15 protein-coding genes are annotated in these 18,111 nt (G+C 72.1%); 11 read left to right on the top strand and 4 right to left on the bottom strand.

The genetic code is table 11. The features are described from left to right. Nucleotides 1-193 precede the first annotated feature (193 nt). Entirely contained in the window at nucleotides 194-1,078 is an 885-nt protein-coding gene (gene ddaH, locus ACU6WY_RS13190; protein ID WP_483820094.1) for a dimethylargininase, read from the top strand. Continuing rightward, on the top strand, nucleotides 1,075-2,289 hold the full coding sequence (gene rocD, locus ACU6WY_RS13185) for an ornithine--oxo-acid transaminase (protein WP_483820093.1): 1,215 nt from the start codon (nucleotides 1,075-1,077) through the stop codon (nucleotides 2,287-2,289). The genes ddaH and rocD overlap by 4 nt, the downstream gene beginning before the upstream one ends. Before the next feature lie 60 nt (nucleotides 2,290-2,349). On the opposite strand, the gene ACU6WY_RS13180 is transcribed toward rocD, so the two are convergent. Further along, nucleotides 2,350-3,900 (bottom strand): molybdopterin-dependent oxidoreductase, encoded by a 1,551-nt coding sequence (locus ACU6WY_RS13180; protein WP_483820092.1) that lies wholly within the window; start codon nucleotides 3,898-3,900, stop codon nucleotides 2,350-2,352. A 103-nt stretch (nucleotides 3,901-4,003) separates the two neighbouring features. After that, a complete protein-coding gene (locus ACU6WY_RS13175) occupies nucleotides 4,004-4,939 on the bottom strand; it encodes an SDR family oxidoreductase (RefSeq protein WP_483820091.1) in 936 nt (311 codons plus the stop codon). Between the two features lie 144 nt (nucleotides 4,940-5,083). Between ACU6WY_RS13175 and ACU6WY_RS13170 the strand changes: the two genes are divergently transcribed. The 6 genes from ACU6WY_RS13170 to ACU6WY_RS13145 all read left to right on the top strand — a co-directional run bounded on the left by ACU6WY_RS13170 (nucleotide 5,084) and on the right by ACU6WY_RS13145 (nucleotide 11,581). Beyond that, complete coding sequence (locus ACU6WY_RS13170; RefSeq protein WP_483820090.1) at nucleotides 5,084-5,923, top strand: helix-turn-helix transcriptional regulator; 840 nt, start codon at nucleotides 5,084-5,086, stop codon at nucleotides 5,921-5,923. Between the two features lie 29 nt (nucleotides 5,924-5,952). Then, entirely contained in the window at nucleotides 5,953-7,110 is a 1,158-nt protein-coding gene (locus tag ACU6WY_RS13165) for an alpha/beta fold hydrolase (protein ID WP_483820089.1), read from the top strand. A 71-nt stretch (nucleotides 7,111-7,181) separates the two neighbouring features. Then, nucleotides 7,182-8,228, top strand: coding sequence for an acyl-CoA dehydrogenase (locus ACU6WY_RS13160; protein WP_483820088.1), 1,047 nt, complete (start codon nucleotides 7,182-7,184; stop codon nucleotides 8,226-8,228). Then, nucleotides 8,222-9,595 (top strand): PIG-L family deacetylase, encoded by a 1,374-nt coding sequence (locus tag ACU6WY_RS13155; RefSeq protein ID WP_483820087.1) that lies wholly within the window; start codon nucleotides 8,222-8,224, stop codon nucleotides 9,593-9,595. The genes ACU6WY_RS13160 and ACU6WY_RS13155 overlap by 7 nt, the downstream gene beginning before the upstream one ends. Continuing rightward, nucleotides 9,592-10,311, top strand: coding sequence for a glycosyltransferase family 2 protein (locus ACU6WY_RS13150; RefSeq protein ID WP_483820086.1), 720 nt, complete (start codon nucleotides 9,592-9,594; stop codon nucleotides 10,309-10,311). The genes ACU6WY_RS13155 and ACU6WY_RS13150 overlap by 4 nt, the downstream gene beginning before the upstream one ends. A 94-nt stretch (nucleotides 10,312-10,405) precedes the next feature. Then, nucleotides 10,406-11,581: a zinc-dependent alcohol dehydrogenase gene (locus ACU6WY_RS13145; protein ID WP_483821928.1), complete on the top strand. Its 1,176-nt coding sequence runs from the start codon at nucleotides 10,406-10,408 to the stop codon at nucleotides 11,579-11,581. 72 nt (nucleotides 11,582-11,653) lie between these two features. Here ACU6WY_RS13145 and ACU6WY_RS13140 read toward each other — a convergent pair whose 3' ends face one another. Continuing rightward, nucleotides 11,654-12,877, bottom strand: a complete 1,224-nt coding sequence (locus ACU6WY_RS13140; RefSeq protein WP_483820085.1) for an ATP-grasp domain-containing protein — start codon at nucleotides 12,875-12,877, stop codon at nucleotides 11,654-11,656. 103 nt (nucleotides 12,878-12,980) lie between these two features. On the opposite strand from ACU6WY_RS13140, the gene ACU6WY_RS13135 reads away from it, so the two are divergent. Genes ACU6WY_RS13135 through ACU6WY_RS13125 form a run of 3 tightly spaced genes read left to right on the top strand, consistent with a single transcriptional unit; the run spans nucleotide 12,981 to nucleotide 16,473 of the window. Beyond that, nucleotides 12,981-14,705, top strand: a complete 1,725-nt coding sequence (locus ACU6WY_RS13135) for a circularly permuted type 2 ATP-grasp protein (protein WP_483820084.1) — start codon at nucleotides 12,981-12,983, stop codon at nucleotides 14,703-14,705. Beyond that, on the top strand, nucleotides 14,699-15,631 hold the full coding sequence (locus ACU6WY_RS13130; protein WP_483820083.1) for an alpha-E domain-containing protein: 933 nt from the start codon (nucleotides 14,699-14,701) through the stop codon (nucleotides 15,629-15,631). The genes ACU6WY_RS13135 and ACU6WY_RS13130 overlap by 7 nt, the downstream gene beginning before the upstream one ends. Beyond that, the gene (locus tag ACU6WY_RS13125; RefSeq protein ID WP_483820082.1) at nucleotides 15,628-16,473 is read left to right on the top strand and encodes a transglutaminase family protein; all 846 of its coding nucleotides are present in this window, start codon (nucleotides 15,628-15,630) and stop codon (nucleotides 16,471-16,473) included. The genes ACU6WY_RS13130 and ACU6WY_RS13125 overlap by 4 nt, the downstream gene beginning before the upstream one ends. Here the strand turns inward: ACU6WY_RS13125 and ACU6WY_RS13120 are convergent. Continuing rightward, nucleotides 16,457-18,076: a DHA2 family efflux MFS transporter permease subunit gene (locus tag ACU6WY_RS13120; protein WP_483820081.1), complete on the bottom strand. Its 1,620-nt coding sequence runs from the start codon at nucleotides 18,074-18,076 to the stop codon at nucleotides 16,457-16,459. The two genes, ACU6WY_RS13125 and ACU6WY_RS13120, sit on opposite strands and share 17 nt — an antisense overlap. Nucleotides 18,077-18,111: the final 35 nt, after the last annotated feature.

Here is an 18,111-nt window from a genome sequence, read left to right as displayed (position 1 = left end):
GCCGGATGCCGCTGACCCGGCGCGCATCGCTGAGGTTGCGCCTGCCGCTCGCGCGCCCGCGCACACGCGTGAGACAATGACGGCGGCGTGCCCGGACCGACCTTTCCCCGCACGGCGCCGCGAGTGCCGACGGGTCGAAGGGCCACCGAGCCCAGAGGACAGCGTCCGCCGCACCTTCTTACGAGGAGCAGAGATGTCCGCGAACCCCACCGCCGCCGCCGTCGAATCCAAGACGAACGAGCGCGTGCAGCAGCACCGCCGGTACCTCATGTGCCGCCCCGAGCACTTCACCGTCAGCTACAGCATCAACCCGTGGATGGAGCCGTCCCGCCCCACCGACACGAACCTGGCGATCCAGCAGTGGCAGGCGCTGTACGACACGTACGTGTCGCTCGGCCACGAGGTCGAGCTCATCGACCCCGTCGAGGGCCTGCCCGACATGGTCTACACCGCCAACGGCGGCTTCGTCATCGACGGTGTCGCCTACGGCCCGAAGTTCCGCTTCCGCGAGCGCGCCGACGAGGCTCCGGCGTTCATCGACTGGTTCGCCGCGAACGGCTTCGAGGTCGCTGCGCCCGTGGAGGTCAACGAGGGTGAGGGCGACTTCCTGCTCGTCGGGAACACGATCCTCGCCGGCACCGGCTTCCGCTCCACCGGAGATAGCCACCGCGAGGTGGGCGAGGTGTTCTCGCGCGAGGTCGTTTCGCTCACCCTCACCGACCCGCGGTTCTACCACCTCGACACCGCGATCGCCGTGCTCGATCCCGTCGAGGGTGCCGGCGGGGTGGAGCGCGCGAACATCGCGTACCTGCCCAACGCGTTCGACGAGCGCAGCCAGGCGATCCTGCGCGAGCGCTACCCCGACGCGATTGAAGTCTCGGATGCCGACGGCTCGGTGTTCGGGCTGAACTCCGCCAGCGACGGCAAGAACGTCATCATCTCGCCCCGCGCGACGGGCTTCGAGGCGCAGCTGCGCGAGCGCGGCTACACCCCGGTGCTCGTCGACCTGTCGGAGCTCCTCCTCGGTGGCGGCGGCATCAAGTGCTGCACGCTCGAGCTGCGCGGGGGCACCCGATGAGCACCGCCGTCGACGACCTCGGCGCCCAGCTCATCGCCGCCGAGAGCGCGCACGTCGCGCACAACTACCACCCGCTGCCGGTCGTCGCCGCGCGCGCCGAGGGGGCGTGGGTGACCGACGTCGAGGGCAAGCGCTACCTCGACCTGCTCTCGGCCTACTCCGCCCTGAACTTCGGTCACGGCCACCCCGCTATCCTCGCCGCCGCCCGCGAGCAGCTGGAGCGGCTGACGCTCACGAGCCGGGCGTTCCACAACGACCGGCTCGGGCCCTTCGCCACCGCGCTTGCGCAGCTGTGCGGCAAAGACCTCGTGCTACCGATGAACACCGGCGCCGAGGCGGTCGAGACCGGCATCAAGGTCGCCCGCGCGTGGGGCTACCGTTCCAAGGGCATCGCCCCCGATGCCGCGACCATCATCGTCGCGAACGGTAACTTCCACGGCCGCACGACCACGATCGTCGGGTTCAGCGACGACCCGGTCGCTCACGACGACTTCGGCCCCTACGCCCCGGGCTTCGTGCACGTGCCGTACGGCGACGCGGAGGCCATCGCCGCGGCGATCGACGAGAACACCGCCGCGGTGCTCCTCGAGCCCATCCAGGGCGAGGCGGGCATCATCGTTCCGCCCGAGGGGTTCCTCCGTCGGGTCCGCGAGATCTGCACCGAGCACACCGTGCTGTTCATCGCCGACGAGATCCAATCGGGCCTCGGCCGCGTCGGCGAGACGTTCGCGTGCGACCGCGAGGGTGTCGTGCCCGACGTGTACCTCCTCGGCAAGGCGCTCGGAGGTGGCGTCCTGCCCCTGTCTGCGGTCGTCGCGAACGAGGACGTGCTCGGGGTCATCCGCCCCGGCGAGCACGGCTCGACCTTCGGCGGTAACCCGCTGGCGGCGGCGGTGGGTCTGCGGGTCGTCGAGATGCTGGCATCCGGAGAGTTCCAGACCCGCGCGAAGGCGCTCGGCGAGCACCTCGCTCAGCGACTCGAGTCCCTCGTCGGTCACGGGGTCACCGCGGTGCGCGTCGCGGGGCTGTGGGCGGGCGTCGACATCGATCCGGCCGCGGGAAGCGGTCGTGAGATCGCCGAGAAGCTCCTGTCGCGCGGTGTGCTCGTGAAGGACACGCACGGGCAGACGATCCGCATCGCCCCGCCCCTGACGATCCGCGCCACCGAGATCGACTGGGCGATCGAGCAGCTGCGCCACGCCCTGTCCTGAGAGCGTGAGTCGCCAGGATTTGTCGCTCCGGCCCGGCCTGAGGCGACAAATCCTGGCGACTCACGCGACCGTGACGGTCAGCTCGTGCCAGCCTGTTGCGCCGTCGGGGGCGGGGGCGTTGCGGGCGGGCGTCTGCGTGTCACCGTCGGCGGACGTCGCGCGGCAGCGGACGGTGTGAGGGCCTTCCGTGGCCTCCCACGGGATGCTCCATTGCACCCATGTGTCGGACGAGATCGCGGTCGCGAGGCGCGCGGGCTGCCACGGCCCGTCGTCGATCTGCACCTCGACGCCCGAGACGCCGACGTGGGTGTGCCAGGCGACACCGGCGATGGTCGTGGGGCCGGCGTCGACGCGGGCTCCGGAGCGGGGGACGTCGATCCGCGAGGCCAGCTTCACCGGCCCGCGCGCCGACCATCCGCGCGAGGTCCAGTACCCCTCGGCGCGGGCGTACTGCGTCACCTCGAGCTCGGAGACCCACTTCGTGGCGGACACGTAGCCGTAGAGACCTGGGACAACCATGCGGACGGGAAAGCCGTGCTCGAGCGGCAGCGGTTCGCCGTTCATCCCGATCGCCAGGAGGGCCTCTCGCTCGTCGGTCAGCGCCTCGATGGGCGTCGACGCGGTGAAACCGTCGACGGAGTGTGACAGCACCATGTCGGCATCCGGGGTCGGTCGCGCCATCGCCAGCACGTCGCGGATCGGAACGCCCAGCCACCGCGCGGTGCCGATCAGATCACCGCCGACGTCGTTCGACACGCAGACGAGGGTGGCGACCGTCTCGCGCTGGGGGAGGGCGACCAGGTCGTCCCACCGCAGCACGACCTCCTGCTCGACGAGACCGTGGATGCGGAGGCTCCACGTGGACGGATCGACCTGGGGCACGACGAGCGCGGTGTCGATGCGGTAGAACTCCGCCGCGGGCGTGATGACCGGGGAGAGTCCGGGGATGCCGAGCTCCGCCGCCGCGGGGATCGTCGCCGTGACGGCGGGCGTCGGCAGCCGGAGCGCCGCGCGGATCGCCGAGGTCGCCTGCGCACCACCGCGCAACGCCGCCGAGCCGACCGCGGCGAGCACGCCGCCGACCACCGCGACGCCGGAGAGCACCAGAACGCTGCGCCGACTGGGGCCCTCGGCGCCGGAACGGTCCGGAGCATCCGCGGCGAGGGGCCGCGGGAGCCGGGCGATGAGCACCGCGCCGACGACCGCGGTGACGGCGCCGGCGACGAGAGAGGGCGCCGGCGACAGGATGCCGGCGTCCGCCCGTGTCATCGACACGATTGCGCCGACGCCGCCGAGAGCTGCGAGAACGACGCGGCCCCACGGGGGGCGGCGGCGCTCGAGCACCCCGGCGACGGCCGCGACCGCGAGGAGCAGGACCGCGATACCGACGAGCAGCGCGGCCTTGTCCGCCGTCCCGAACCAGCTGATCGCCAGCTCCTTGGCCCACGCCGGGGCGATGTCGATCATCCCCCTGCCGATGACGGCGAAAGGACTCGCCGAGGGGGCGACGACGGCCGCGGTGAGCTCGCCGACTCCGGCTCCGAGCGCGGTCGCCGAGATCGCGGCGAGGGCCGCGAGAAGGTCGGGGGTGCGGGACGGAGTGGGGGCCACGATCGGAGCCTAGGGAGCGTGCCGCCCACCGGCGCCGTCGGGATCCGAACTCACAGCCAACCGGCACGATCCCGCCTGCCCGCGCGGTGCCCCGCCAGCCCGGTCACACGCTCAGCGCGACCCCCGCGAGCCGTTCCGACTCGTCCCAGACCCGTGCCGCTTCCTCCGGGTCGCGCAGGGGACGGTACAGCGCGTGCGTGGCCGCCCGGCCGCCGACGTGCAGCGGACCGCGCGGGCCGTAGAGGACGTCGGTGCGCGGCGACGTCGTGGTCGCGGCCAGGAGCGCGGGCTGGGCGGCCGAACGCACCGTGCCGACGAGGATGCCGTGACGCGACATCCAGCGGATGGCGCGGACCTGCGGGGTGTCGGTCGTGCGGCCGATCTCGGGGCGCGCGGCGAGGAGGCTCGTCGGGGCGACGCCGGGGTGCGACAGCACGCTCGTCAGCCCCCAGTTCGCCGCCCGGCTGCGGCGGTCCAGTTCGAGGGCGAACAGGCCCAGGGCGATCTTGGACTGGGAGTACACGCGCTGGCCGTCGTAGGACCGCTCGGCCTGGAGGTCGTCCCAGGCGATGCGGCCGCGCGCGGCCGCGATGCTCACCTGCGTCACGACACGCGCCCGACCGGCGGTCAGGAGCGGCAGCAGGTGGCCGACCAGGGCGACGTGGCCGAGGTGGTTGGTGCCGAACTGGAGTTCGTAACCGTCGGCCGTGGTCTGCCGCTCGGGCGGGGTCATCACCCCGGCGTTGTTGATCAGCAGATGGACCGGGCGGCCGTCGGCCCGCAGGTCCCGGCCGAGAGCGGCGACGCTCGACAGCGACGAGAGGTCGAGGTCGCGCAGCTCGATTCGCGCGCCGGGCACGCGGTCGCGGATCGACCGGACGGCGCGATCGCGCTTCGCGCGATTGCGGACGGGGAGCACGATCTCGGCGCCAGCCGCGGCGAGGCGCTCGGCGATGACGAGGCCCATGCCGTCGCTGCCGCCGGTGAGCACGGCGCGTCGGCCGGTGAGGGAGGGAAGGGGGATGTCGATGTCGGTCACGGTGTCTCCTCGGTCGGTGTCCTGCCAGCGTGCGCGGATCGGTCCTCGCCAACCAGGACCCGTCGATCCCCTGCTGCCCGGTCCCCCGAAAGGGGGATCGCCGCGTCCTGGTTCCGGAGCCGGGCGACGGGTAGACAGGGGAGCATGATCGATCGGTCGGCTCTCGCGGACTTCCTCCGCACCCGTCGCGAAGCGCTCCAGCCCGAGGACGTCGGACTCCCGCGGGGCCCGCGCCGCCGCACGGCCGGACTCCGCCGGGAGGAGGCGGCTGCGCTCGCGCACATGTCCACGGACTACTACGCACGGCTGGAACGCGAACGAGGCCCGCAGCCGTCGCCGCAGATGCTCGGCGCGATCGCGCAGGGGTTCCACCTCACCCGTGCCGAGCGCGACCATCTCTTCCGCGTGGCCGGGCATGTCCCTGACGAACGGGGTTCCACGACGGAGCACATCAGCCCCGGCCTTCAGCGCATCCTCGACCGTCTCGACGACACCCCCGCCGAGATCATCACCGAACTGGGCGAGACGCTCCGACAATCCCCTCTGGGCGCCGCCCTGACCGGGGATGCGTCGGTGCGCACGGGCCCGGAGCGGAGCCTCGGCTACCGATGGTTCAGCGAGCCGGCGTCGAGGGCGCTGTACGCGCCGGAGGAACACGAGTTCCTCAGCCGCCTTTTCGCCGCCGGCCTGCGAGAGCTGGCGGGCCGCCGTGGACCCGGCTCGCGCGCCGCGCTGCTCGCCGACCAGCTGCTCGAACGCAGCGCCGAATTCCGCACGCTGTGGGCCGCGCACGAGGTCGGGCTACGTCCGCGGCAGACCAAGACGTTCGTCCACCCGTCGGTCGGCGTGCTCGAACTGCACTGTCAGACCCTCGTCGATCCCGAGACCTCGCACTCGCTCCTGGTGTACACCGCGGTGCCGGGCAGTGAGAGCGCCGACCGGCTGCGCCTGTTGGCCGTGGTCGGACCGCTCGTCCGCCCCTGACCCTCCCGACGCGCGGTAGCGTGCGTCGCATGGGTGAATCCGTCCGCACCGTCCGGCGGCCGGCGACGGACGGGGCGCCGGCGTTCGACCTGACGTACGTGCGGTCGGGGCCGCGCACGGCCACGCCCGCGCTCGTCATCCCCGGAGGCCCGGGCCTGGTCTCGATGCTGCCGTACCGGGGTCTGCGTCGCTGGGCGGCCGGCGGCGGTCTCGACCTGATCATGGTCGAGCATCGCGGCGTCGGCCGGTCCCGTCGCGACCTCGCCGGCCGTGACCTGCCCCCCGAGGCGATGCGGGTCACCGCCGTGCTCGACGACCTCGCCGCCGTGCTCGACGCCGAGGGGGTCGACCGGGCCTACCTGGTCGGTTCGTCGTACGGCAGCTATCTCACGTCGGGCTTCGGGGCACGGCATCCGGAGCGCGTCGCCGGAATGCTGCTCGACTCGGCCCTCCAGTCCGCCGACGACCTAGGCCTCGAACGCGCGCACCTGCGCGGACTCTTCTGGGACGCCGACGACGAGATCGCGCGCGGCGTGCGCGGACTCGTCGCCGACGGCATCGACGAGCGCGTCGTGCTCGATGTCGTCCGGGCCGCCTACGAGCTCGCGGGCCCCGAGCTGGTGCTGCCGCTCGTGCGGCATCGCCCGGGGTTCGCGTGGCACGCGCTCGCCGCGTACGCCACGCGCGACGGGTCGGTCGCGCGCATCCCCGGGATCTACGAGTTCGACCTCGTCGGCACGATCGCGTTCCGCGAGCTGAACTACGGCGCCGCACCCGACGGCCTTCCCCTCGACCCGGCGCTCACCTACGCCCCGCTGTCGTCGCGGTATCCGGCGTTCGAGGGAGAGCCGTACGACCTCACCGCCGCCGCGCGCGATTTCCGGTGGCCCGTCGTTCTGCTCTCGGGTGACCGCGACCTGCGGACCCCTCCCGCGATCGCCGAGCGGGTCGCCCGGGCGGCTCCGGATGCCACGCTCGTGCGGCTCCACAACGGCCACAGTGCCCTCGAGACCCACCCCCTGGCGCTCCTGAACGCCACCCGGCGGCTCGTGCGCGGCCAGCAACACCGGTTGCCCGGCGACGAGGCGGCGCTCGAACGCCTCCCGCGGAAGGGACCGGCAGCGCGGTTCCCGCAGCTGCTGCGCGTCCTCGCGCGCGCCGACACCCTGCTTCGCGCGCGGCGCTGACGGGTCCCTGCCGCGTCCGGGCGCCGCTGTCAAGCCTCGGCCGTTTCGGCGCGCACCGGAAGAATCGAGGAATGAGCGACGCCGTTCATCCCCCGTTCCCTCTGCTCCTCCCCGACGACACCCCCGATCTCGACGACGTCCGCGCTGCGCTGGCACGGGCGGATGCCGTCGACGGATTCGGCACCGACATCGCCGCCACGCTCGCCTGGGCCGTCGGCGTCGTCCGACCGCGCTCGGTCGCGGCGACGTGGGAGCTGCTCGCCTCGGTCGCCGCGCGCGACGTCACCGCGGCCCGGGTGCTGGAGCCGCACCTCGACGCCCTCGGGATCCTCGACGAGGCCGCCGCCGAGGGGCTGGCGCTCGACGTCGACCGAGACGGCGCCTGGGGTGTCTTCGCGGCCGAGGGGCCGGGCGCGCGCCTCGAGGCGCGACAGGATGCCGGCACCTGGACGCTGCACGGAACGAAGCCCTGGTGCTCGCTCGCCGCCCACCTCACGCACGCGCTCGTCACCGCCTGGGTCGACGACGAGCGCCGGCAGCTCTTCGCCCTGGACCTCCGCGACCCCGCGGTGACGGCGCGAACCGGCCCCTGGCATTCCCGGGGGCTCGAGCGCGTGGTCAGCGCCCCGATCGACGTCGACGGGGCGGTCGCCGTGCCGGTGGGGGAGCCCGGGTGGTACCTGCGGCGTCGCGGCTTCGCCCACGGTGGCGTGGGGGTCGCGGCGTGCTGGTGGGGCGGGGCGGTGCCGCTCTGGTGGGCGCTCGCCGAGGCCGCCCGCGGCGACCGTGCCGATCAGCTCTCCCGCGTGCACCTCGGCCGAGCCGACACCGCCCTGTGGGCGGCGCGCGCCGTGCTCGGGGAGACCGCGACGGTGTTCGGCGCCGGAGGCTCGGCATCCGCGGGTCTGCGGGCTGCTCGCGCGCGCACCGTCGTGGCGGATGCGGTCGAGACGGCGCTCGCGGAGTCCGCGCACGCCCTGGGCCCGCTGCCGCTCGTCGCCGACGAGGCGCACGCCCGGCGCGTCGCCGACCTGCAGGTGTACGTGCGCCAGCATCACGCCGCGCGCGACCTGGCGAAAATCGGCGGCGACGTGGCGACGGAGGCGGGAGCATGGTGAGCTTCGACCACCGCGATCCGGGCACCGACGAGAGCGTGTGGGCGTCGGCCCTCGGAGCGCCGCTCCCGGCGCTCGACCTCGACGTCGACCGCCTCATCGTGGTGGCCGCGCACCCCGACGACGAGAGCCTCGGTGCCGCGGGACTCTTGGCGACCGCGGCGGCCCGGGGGATCGCGATCGACCTGATCGTCGCGACCGACGGCGAGGGGTCGCACCCCGACTCGGCCACGCACAGCCCCGCCACCCTGGGGCTGCTGCGGCGCCGCGAGCTCATCGAGGCGGCGCGCATCGTCGGCGTCACCGCCGATCCGCTCTTCCTGGGCCTTCCCGACGGCGGGACCGACGAGTACCGGGATGCCATCACCGCGGCGCTCCGCCACACTCTCGACCGGGCGGGTGCGGAGCGCGTGCTCGTGCTGTCGACGTGGCGCGGCGACGGGCACCGCGATCACCGCGTCGTGGGCGAGATCGTCGAGGACGTGTGCGCCGCCCGCGGCGTGCGGTCGCGCGCCTTCCCGATCTGGCTGTGGCACTGGGGCGCACCCGACGACGTGCCCTGGCCCCGTGCCGAGGCACTTGAGCTCGACTCCGCCGCGCGAGAGGCCAAGACCCGCGCGCTCGACGCGCACGCGAGCCAGCTCCGGCCGCTGTCGGCCGCTCCCGGCGATGAGCCGATGGTGCACGCGCGCATGCGCGCGCACTTCGAGCGCGCCACGGAGGTGTTCTTCGCCCCCGAGCCGGCCGCGGAGGGGGACGCCGCGGGGACGGTCGGCCAGGACTACTTCGACGACCTGTACGCGCGCCACGACGACCCGTGGGGCTTCGATTCGCGCTGGTACGAGGAGCGCAAGCGTGCGGTCCTCCTGGCGGCGCTGCCCCGGCCCCGGTACCGCGCGGCGTTCGAGGCCGGCTGCTCGACGGGCGCCCTCACCGCGCACCTGGCCGACCGCTGCGACCGCGTGCTCGCCGTCGACCTCGCCCCGGCGGCTCTCGAACGGGCCCGCCGCCGGCTGGACGGGAACGAAAACGTCGAGGTGCGTCGCGCGCAGCTCCCCGACGCGTGGCCGGAGGGGGAGTTCGACCTCGTCGTGCTGTCGGAGGTGGCCTACTACTGGGGCGCCGGTGACCTCGACCGCGGTCTCACGGCGAGCGTCGGCTCGCTCAGCGGCGACGGTCATCTCGTCGCCTGTCACTGGCGGCATCCGGTGGCGGAGTATCCGCGCGGCGGCGACAGCGTCCACGACGCCCTCGCGGCACGGTCCGATCTCGTGCGCCTCGTCCGACACGAGGAGGAGGACTTCGTGCTCGAGGTGTTCGGGCGCCCGGGCGCGCGCTCGGTGGCGGCCGAGGCGGGACTCCTGCCGTGAGGGCCGTCGCCGTCGCGATCCCCGCGCACGACGAGGAGGCGCTCATCGGGCGCTGCCTCGCCTCGGTGACGCGCGCGGTGACCCACGCGCGGGAGCGTGAGCCCGGCCTCGCCGCGGCGGTGGTCGTCGTGCTCGACGCGTGCGGTGACGGCACGGCCGAGCAGGCGCGGCGCTGGCCGGTCGCGACGGTCGAGATCGCCGCGCGTCGCGTCGGCACCGCCCGGCGGGTCGGCGTCGCGCACGCGCTGTCCGCTCTCGAGGCCCCGCCCGAGAACACCTGGATCGCGATGACGGATGCCGACACGGTGGTGCCCCGCGACTGGATCACCCATCAACTCGACCTCATGGATGCCGGGATCGACCTCGTCCTCGGCACGGTGCGCCCCGACTTCGCCGACCTCAGCGCGCGCCACGCCGCCTACTGGCGCGCGACGCACCACCGCGGGCGGCCGCCCGGCAACGTGCACGGGGCCAACCTCGGCGTCCGGGCGAGCACGTACGCCGAGGTCGGTGGCATCCCGGATCTCGTCGAGCACGAAGACGTCGCCCTGGTGCGCGCGGCCCGGTCCGTCGGCGCGCGCGAGCGGGCGAGCGACGTGCACGAGGTCGAGACCTCGGGCCGCTTCACGGGACGCACGCCGGGGGGCTACGCCGCGTTCCTGCGTCGGGTGCACGACTGGATCGACGCGCCGTCGCTCGCCGCACCGGGTGCCTGACGCGTCCTTGGGGTCTCGGCATCCATTCGTCAACCACCTCCGTCGCGGGGGTGCCCACGGCACAGACTGGGCGTCCGCGACGAGAGGCATGACGATGAAGGCACTGACCTGGCAGGGCAAGCGCAACGTGAGCGTCGAGGAAGTTCCCGACCCCACGATTCTTGAACCGACGGATGCGATCGTGAAGATCACGTCGTCGGCGATCTGCGGCTCCGACCTGCACCTGTACGAACTGTTCGGCCCCTTCCTCGACAAGGGCGACGTGCTCGGCCACGAGCCGATGGGCGTTGTGGTCGAGGTGGGCTCCGCCGTCACGACGCTCGCCGTGGGCGACCGCGTCGTCGTGCCCTTCAACATCTCGTGCGGGCACTGCTTCATGTGCCTGCGCGGACTGCAGTCGCAGTGCGAGACGACGCAGGTGCACGAGTACAACAGCGGCGCGTCGCTGTTCGGCTTCACCAAGCTGTACGGGCAGGTGCCCGGCGGGCAGGCGGAGTACCTGCGGGTGCCGCTCGCGGACTACAACCACATCCGCGTCGGCGACGACCTGCCCGATGACCGGTATCTGTTCCTCAGCGACATCGTGCCGACGGCCTGGCAGGGCGTGCAGTACGCCAACGTCCCCGACGGCGGCACGCTTGCCGTCATGGGTCTCGGCCCGGTCGGACAGTTCGCCGCGCGCATCGGTGTGCACCTGGGCTACCGCGTGCTCGCGGTCGAGCCGGTGGCCGAGCGCCGTGCGATGGCCGAGCGCCACGGGGTGCAGACCTTCGACCTCAGCGACTCCGTGGTGGACGAGCTCCGCGATCTGACCGACGGTCGCGGCGCCGACGGCGTGGTCGACGCGGTCGGCATGGAGGCCCACGGTAACGGGGGCATCAAGTTCGCGCAGGATGCCATTGGGCTGCTGCCGGACGGCATTGCGCAGAAGCTCATGGACACCGCGGGTCTAGACCGCCTCGCCGCGATGCACGCCGCGATCGACCTCGTCCGCCGCGGCGGGACGGTGTCACTGAGTGGCGTGTACGCCGGTGATGCCGACGTGCTCCCCATGAAGACGATGTTCGACAAGCAGATCAGCATGCGCATGGGGCAGTGCAACGTCAAGCGCTGGATCGACGACCTGCTCCCGCTGGTGGAGGATGCCGCCGACCCGCTCGGCGTCATGGATCTGGTGACCCACCACGCCCCCCTCGAGGACGCCCCCGCCCTCTACGAGGCGTTCCAGAAGAAGGAAGACGGCTGCATCAAGGTGGTCCTGCGCCCCTGACCCCGTTGCGTGAGGGGCCAATATCTGTCGCTGCGCGGCTCGCCAGGCGACAGTTCTTGACCCCTCACGCGGTTAGATGCGGCCGGCGTGGACCGACTCCAGGGACTCCGCGTCGGCGGGGCTCATGCCGGGGATGGGCTCGCCGTTCCAGACGATGTCGTCGCCGAGGGCGGCGAGAACCTCTTTGCGGTCGCCGTGCGAGATCTTCGCCCCGTGCACGATGGTCGCCGGGCTCCACAGCATCGCCGCGCCGTCCCACCAGCCCGCTCCGACGTCGCGCACGTGCAGGAGGTCGTGAAGCGTCTTCGGCAGGTGCTGCAGCGGCTCGGTGAAGGCGTCGGCGAGCACCGCGAGCGTGATCTGGCGCTCCGTCCCCGGAACCGCGACGACCGTGTGATCCACGGCTCCCTCGATCGCGCGTGAGACATCGTCGGCCTCGAGCAGGATGACGCCGTTGGTCGGCCGCGGGTTGCACTCGATGATCTTGTAGTCGGGCGCGGCCTCAGTGCCGTGGTCGACGAAGTCGAACGAGATCTGCCCGGTGAAGCCAGGGTCGAGGGCATCGACGAGCTGCTGCGTGTACCGCAAGGTGTCGGTGCTGTCGACGGCGACGAACGCGATCGCGGTGCTGTGGGCCCACTGCTCGGCGGCCTTGTACGTGGTGTGGGCGGTCACGCGGCCGTCGACGACGACGCTGTACGTGCACACCATGGGACCGTCGACGAACGGCTGCACCAGCCACGGCTGCTCGGGCGTGGGAACGCACTCCTCGACGGGCATCTTCCCCGCGAGCGGGCCCGTGTTGGTGAGGAGGCCCACGCCGCCGCGCGAGAACGCCGCGCGGGCGAAGTAGCGGGGGAAGCGGTCGATCGCCTCGCGCAGCTCCGCGGGCGAGGTGACCACGACGGTCTCGGGGATGGGGACGCCCGCCCCCTGCGCCAGCCGCTGGAAGCTCGCCTTGTCGTGCAGACGGGCGAGGTCGGCGAAGCTCCCCGCGTACAGTTCGACGCCCTCGGGAAGGTCGGCGACGCGGGCGGCGAGGTAGAAGACCTCCTCGAACGTCGGGATGATCACGTCGATGTCGTGCGCGCGCACGTAGGCGTTCACGGTGGCGATGAAGGCATCCGTCTCGAACCGGGGGGACGGCGTCACCAGGTGCCCGGCGAGGAAGCGCGAGTGATTGCCGACGGCACCGTCGTAGGTGTCGCTCGCGAACACGGTGTGGCCGACGCTCCCGAGCTTGCGGATCAGATCGAGGGCGAACGTGTTGCGGGAACTGGTGACGAGCACGCGCATGGCGGCACCCCTTCGAGTGGGCGGATGGTGGGGTCAGCCTAGCCAGCGCCGACCCCCGGCCCGGGAAACACCTCCGCAACACGGGCGTGGGTAGGCTCAGGGCATGGGTGACCTGTTCGACGGTTACGGCTCCACGCTGGCGCCGCGCAAGACCGCATCCGGCATCCCGGCGTACGACGAGATGTTCGGTGTCCCGGCCACCCCCGGAGATGCTGCGCCCTCGCGAGAGGCGTATCGGGAGCTGTACCAGGCGTTGGCGAAGATGACGCAGGAGGAGTTGCGCGGGCGCACCGATTCGCTCGCGAGCTCGTACCTCGCGCAGGGCGTCACGTTCGACTTCGCCGGCGAGGAACGGCCGTTCCCCCTGGATGCCGTGCCCCGGGTGATCGCGTACGACGAGTGGTCGCGCATCGAGGCGGGCGTGAAGCAGCGCGTCCGCGCGCTCGAGGCGTTCCTCGACGACGCCTACGGCAACCAGCACTGCGTGCGCGACGGCATCCTCCCGGCGCGTCTGATCTCGTCGTCGCAGTACTTCTACCGCCAGGCCGCCGGCATCCGCAGCGCCAACGGCGTGCGCATCCAGGTGTCGGGCATCGACCTCATCCGCGACGAGCACGGAGAGATGCGCGTGCTCGAAGACAACGTGCGTGTGCCCTCCGGCGTCTCGTACGTCATCTCGAACCGGCGGGTCATGGCGCAGACCCTGCCCGAGCTGTTCGTCTCGATGCGGGTGCGCCCGGTCGGCGACTACCCGAACAAGCTGCTCGCGGCGCTGCGTGCCTCGGCCCCGCCCGGCATCGACGACCCGAACATCGTCGTGCTCACCCCGGGCGTCTACAACTCGGCGTACTTCGAGCACACGCTGCTCGCGCGGCTCATGGGCGTCGAGCTCGTCGAGGGGCGCGATCTGCTGTGCATCGGCGGCAAGGTGTTCATGCGCACCACCCGCGGTCCGCAGCGCGTCGACGTCATCTACCGCCGCGTCGACGACGACTTCCTCGACCCGCTGCAGTTCCGCGCCGACTCCATGCTCGGAGCTCCCGGGCTCATGCTCGCCGCGCGGCTGGGCAACGTCACGATCGCGAACGCGGTGGGTAACGGCGTCGCCGACGACAAGCTGCTCTACACCTACGTGCCCGACCTGATCCGGTACTACCTCGCCGAAGAGCCGATCCTGAAGAACGTCGACACGTGGCGGCTGGAAGACCCGGGCGCGCTCGAGGAGGTGCTGGATCGGCTCGACGAGCTCGTGGTCAAGCCCGTCGACGGCTCCGGCGGCAAGGGGCTCGTCGTGGGCCCGGATGCCTCGCCCGCCGAGCTCGACACGCTGCGGCAGCGGCTTCTCGCCGACCCCCGCGGGTGGATCGCGCAGCCGGTCGTCATGCTCTCGACCATCCCGACCCTCGTCGAGGACGGGATGCGGCCCCGCCACGCCGACCTGCGGCCCTTCGCCGTCAACGACGGGGACGACATCTGGGTGCTCCCCGGCGGCCTCACCCGCGTCGCCCTCCCCGAGGGGCAGCTCGTGGTCAACTCCAGCCAGGGCGGTGGCTCGAAAGACACGTGGGTGGTCGGCGGCTCCGCCCCCTCGCACGTCGAGTACGGCCAGGGCACCGGCGTTTCGGGGCTCGTGGCCGACCAGGCCGCGGTGACCGAGGCGATCCCGATCATCTACGACGGCCAGCCCGCCCCGGCCACGGCACCGCGCGATGCCCGCGCGGGCCGCGATCAGCAGGAGCAGCAGCAGCAGGCCGACGCCGGAGTCCAGCACGGCCCGCAGGCCGAGCAGCAACAGCAGCAGTCGTCGACGGAGGTGCCCCCGTGCTGAGCCGGATCGCCGAGTCGCTGTTCTGGATCGGCCGCTACGTCGAGCGGTCCGACGGCACCGCCCGCATTCTCGACGTGCACCTCCAGCTGCTGTTGGAAGACCCGTGGATCGACGAGGACACCGCGTGCCGCTCGCTCCTGAGCGTCATGGGATCCGCGCTGCCCGAGAACGTCGACAGCGTGCGCCGCGACGACGTGCTCGCCCGGCTCGCGGTCGACCGCATGAACCCGGCGAGCATCGCCTACTCGCTCACCGCAGCGCGAGAGAACGCCCGCCGCGCGCGCGAGATCGTCTCGACCGAGCTGTGGGAGGTCCTCAACACCACGAACTCCCGGATGCCGCGGCGCCTGCAGACCGACAAGGTGCACGAGTTCTTCCAGTGGGTGCGCGAGCGTGCGGCCCTGGCCATCGGCATCGTCGACTCCTCGACGAACCGCGACGAGGCGTGGCAGTTCTTTACTCTCGGGCGCAGCATCGAGCGCACCGACATGACCGCGCGCCTGCTGGCGACGCGGTCGCTGACCGAGGTTTCGGGACCGTCGTGGACGACGATCCTCCGCTCCTGCGGGGCGTACGAGGCCTACCTGCGCACGTATCGCGGGATGCCGAGCGCGCGCAACGCCGCGGAATTCCTGCTGCTGGACCGCCTGTTCCCCCGGTCGATCATTTACTCCATCCAGCGCGCCGAGGACTGCATGAGCGCCATCGATCCCCGGGCCGACCGCGTCGGCCACTCCAACACCGTGCTGCGGGCCCTGGGCCAGATCCGCAACGATCTGGAGTACCGCCCGATCAGCGACATCCTGGCCGAACTGCCCGAGCACATGCAGCGCGTGCAGACGGTGACGCGGGAGGCCTCCGAGGCGATCCGCTCGCGATTCTTCCCGACGCAGGCGGAGCCCGCGTGGATCGGAGAGATCTCGTGAAGCGCCTCCGCGTCGAGCACCAGACCGGGTTCGCCTACCCGGGCGACGTCGTGGCGTCGTACAACGAGGCACGGATGCTCCCCGTCTCGACCGACAGTCAGTTCGTGCTGAGCTCGTCGCTCGACATCGAGCCCTCGACCTCGGTCAACCAGTACGTCGACTACTTCGGCACGCGCGTCGCGGCGTTCGACGTGCTCTCGCCGCACTCGGCGCTGACGATCACGGCGCGCTCTCTCGTCGAGGTGCGTCCGCGCCCGATCGAGCACACCGACATCACGTGGGAGGCCCTGCGCGACGAGGCGGGCCGGTCGATCGCGACCGTGGAGCAGCTGACCCAGACGCGGCGCACGATCGCGCACCCCGAGATGGCGGAGCTCGCCCGGTCGATCGCCGCGCAGCACGAGCGCCCCGGTCACGCCGCGCACGCGATCGCAGAGGCCGTCGGCGACGCGATCGAGTACATGCAGGGCGTGACCGGCGTGCACTCCACCGCCGTCGACGCCTGGGAGGCGCGCAAGGGCGTCTGCCAAGACATTGCGCACATCACCCTCGGAGCACTGCGCGAGGTCGGCATCCCGGCCCGTTACGTCTCGGGCTACCTGCACCCGAAGCCGTCCGCCGAGGTCGGCGAGGCGGTGACGGGGGAGTCGCACGCGTGGGTGGAGTGGTTCGCCGGCGACTGGCAGGGCTTCGACCCGACCAACAACATCGAGATCGGCGACCGGCACGTGCTGGTCGGCCGGGGTCGCGACTACAACGACGTTCCGCCGCTGCGCGGCGTGTACGCGGGTCCGGGCAAGAGCCACCTCAAGGTCAAGGTCACGATCACGCGCGAGACCTGAGTCTCCCGGCGGGCGAGCGCGTGCCGACAGGTGCACTCGCCGCCGCGCCGAGCGTGAGAGTGGATGCCAGACCAAGGGTCAGGAACCCCGCCGCGGTGAAGGCTGCCGCACGCGTGCCGTCGCTGAACGCCGCTCGGGCGTCGGCGGCGATGTCCTGCGTCTGCGGAGACTGCTCGAGGCCCAGGATCGCGGCTCCCGCGCTGTCGACGACCTGCGTCACCACCTGGTCGCGCTGGTCGCCCGGGAGACCTCGAGCGTCGAGGGCGGTGGCCAGCGCGCCCGCGGTCGTGGAGAACAGCACCGTGCCCAGAATGGCCACGCCCAGGGCCGCGCCCAGCTGCCGTGAGGTCGATTGCGTTCCCGAGGCGGCACCGCTCTCGGCGGGCGGCACCTCCGCGAGGACGACGCCGGTGAGCTGCGCCGTGGCCAGACCCACGCCCACGCCGTAGACGAACAGGAAGGGGATGAGCGGCCCCCACGTGGCATCCGGTCCGATCGTGAACGCCACGCCGGCGACGCCCACGATCTCGGCCAGCAGACCCGCGCGCACGATCCACACCGGGGCGACGCGTCCGCTCAACACCCCCGCGATGCCGCTGGCCACGAACGAGCCGACCGCGAGGGACAGCAGCAGCAGCCCGGTCTGGAGGGCGTCGAACCCCACGACGAACTGCAGCCACAGCGGCAGGGCGAGGATGATGCCGAATTCGCCGAGCGAGACCACGGCGGCGGCGATGTTGCCGTTGCGGAACGAGGCGATCCGGAACAGCCCGAGCGCGAGCAGTGTCGAGCGTCCGGTGCGCTGGCGGTGCAGCCCCCAGGCGATGAACGCCACGAGGGCCGCGAGCGCCACGGCGAAGGCGAGGGGGACGGGGGAGAGGGAGAACGGCCACTGCGCACCACCGATGGTCGGCGTCTCCTGAACCGTCCACCACCCGTAGGTGCGTCCCTCGATGAGTCCGAACACGAGCGGGGCCATCGTCAGCACCGATAGCAGCGCCCCGACACCGTCGATCGCCTCGCGGCGGTCGCTGCGCGATTCGGACACCGTGAGCAGGACGCCGATGACGATCAGGATGCCGAGGGGGATGTTGATCCCGAATGCCCAGCGCCACGAGAACGCGGTGGTCAGCCAGCCTCCGAGCAGGGGGCCCACTGCCGCCATGCCGCCGATGGTGGAGCCCCAGACGGCGAAGGCGATGCCGCGCTCGCGCCCGCGGAAGGTGGCGTTGATGAGGGAGAGGGTCGTGGGAAGGATCATCGATCCGCCGATGCCCTGCACCAGGCGTGCCAGGATCAACAGCTCCCCGGTCGGGGCGAGCGCTGCGGCGATCGACGCGACGGCGAAGATCGCCACACCCAGCAGCATGAGCCGTCGGCGTCCGAACCGGTCGGCGAGGCTGCCGAACACCAGGAGAAGCGAGGCGAAAACGAGCGTGTACGCCTCCTGCACCCACTGAACCTCGGTGGAAGAGATGCCGAGGTCTTCCACGATGGAGGGGACGGCGACGTTGACGATCGTCGAGTCGACGATGATCAGTGAGACGGCGATGCTGATGAAGACGAGCCCCGCCCAGCGGCGCCCGGCCCTACGGTCGGTCATATAGCTAGCTTATCTAGGGAAGCATCCGTCGGGAA

It is taken from the genome of Microbacterium sp. ZW3a (assembly GCF_057167165.1).
The sequence above is the reverse complement of the archived record's forward strand: the minus strand, read 5'-3'. Positions and strand labels throughout refer to the sequence as shown.

What these genes read in the sequence shown, in the direction of transcription:
- ddaH (WP_483820094.1), top strand. Translation starts at nt 194, where the DNA reads ATGTCCGCGAACCCCACCGCCGCCGCCGTCGAATCCAAGACGAACGAG.
- rocD (WP_483820093.1), top strand. Translation starts at nt 1,075, where the DNA reads ATGAGCACCGCCGTCGACGACCTCGGCGCCCAGCTCATCGCCGCCGAG.
- ACU6WY_RS13170 (WP_483820090.1), top strand. Translation starts at nt 5,084, where the DNA reads ATGATCGATCGGTCGGCTCTCGCGGACTTCCTCCGCACCCGTCGCGAA.
- ACU6WY_RS13165 (WP_483820089.1), top strand. Translation starts at nt 5,953, where the DNA reads ATGGGTGAATCCGTCCGCACCGTCCGGCGGCCGGCGACGGACGGGGCG.
- ACU6WY_RS13160 (WP_483820088.1), top strand. Translation starts at nt 7,182, where the DNA reads ATGAGCGACGCCGTTCATCCCCCGTTCCCTCTGCTCCTCCCCGACGAC.
- ACU6WY_RS13155 (WP_483820087.1), top strand. Translation starts at nt 8,222, where the DNA reads ATGGTGAGCTTCGACCACCGCGATCCGGGCACCGACGAGAGCGTGTGG.
- ACU6WY_RS13145 (WP_483821928.1), top strand. Translation starts at nt 10,406, where the DNA reads ATGAAGGCACTGACCTGGCAGGGCAAGCGCAACGTGAGCGTCGAGGAA.
- ACU6WY_RS13140 (WP_483820085.1), bottom strand. Translation starts at nt 12,877, where the DNA reads ATGCGCGTGCTCGTCACCAGTTCCCGCAACACGTTCGCCCTCGATCTG.
- ACU6WY_RS13135 (WP_483820084.1), top strand. Translation starts at nt 12,981, where the DNA reads ATGGGTGACCTGTTCGACGGTTACGGCTCCACGCTGGCGCCGCGCAAG.
- ACU6WY_RS13120 (WP_483820081.1), bottom strand. Translation starts at nt 18,076, where the DNA reads ATGACCGACCGTAGGGCCGGGCGCCGCTGGGCGGGGCTCGTCTTCATC.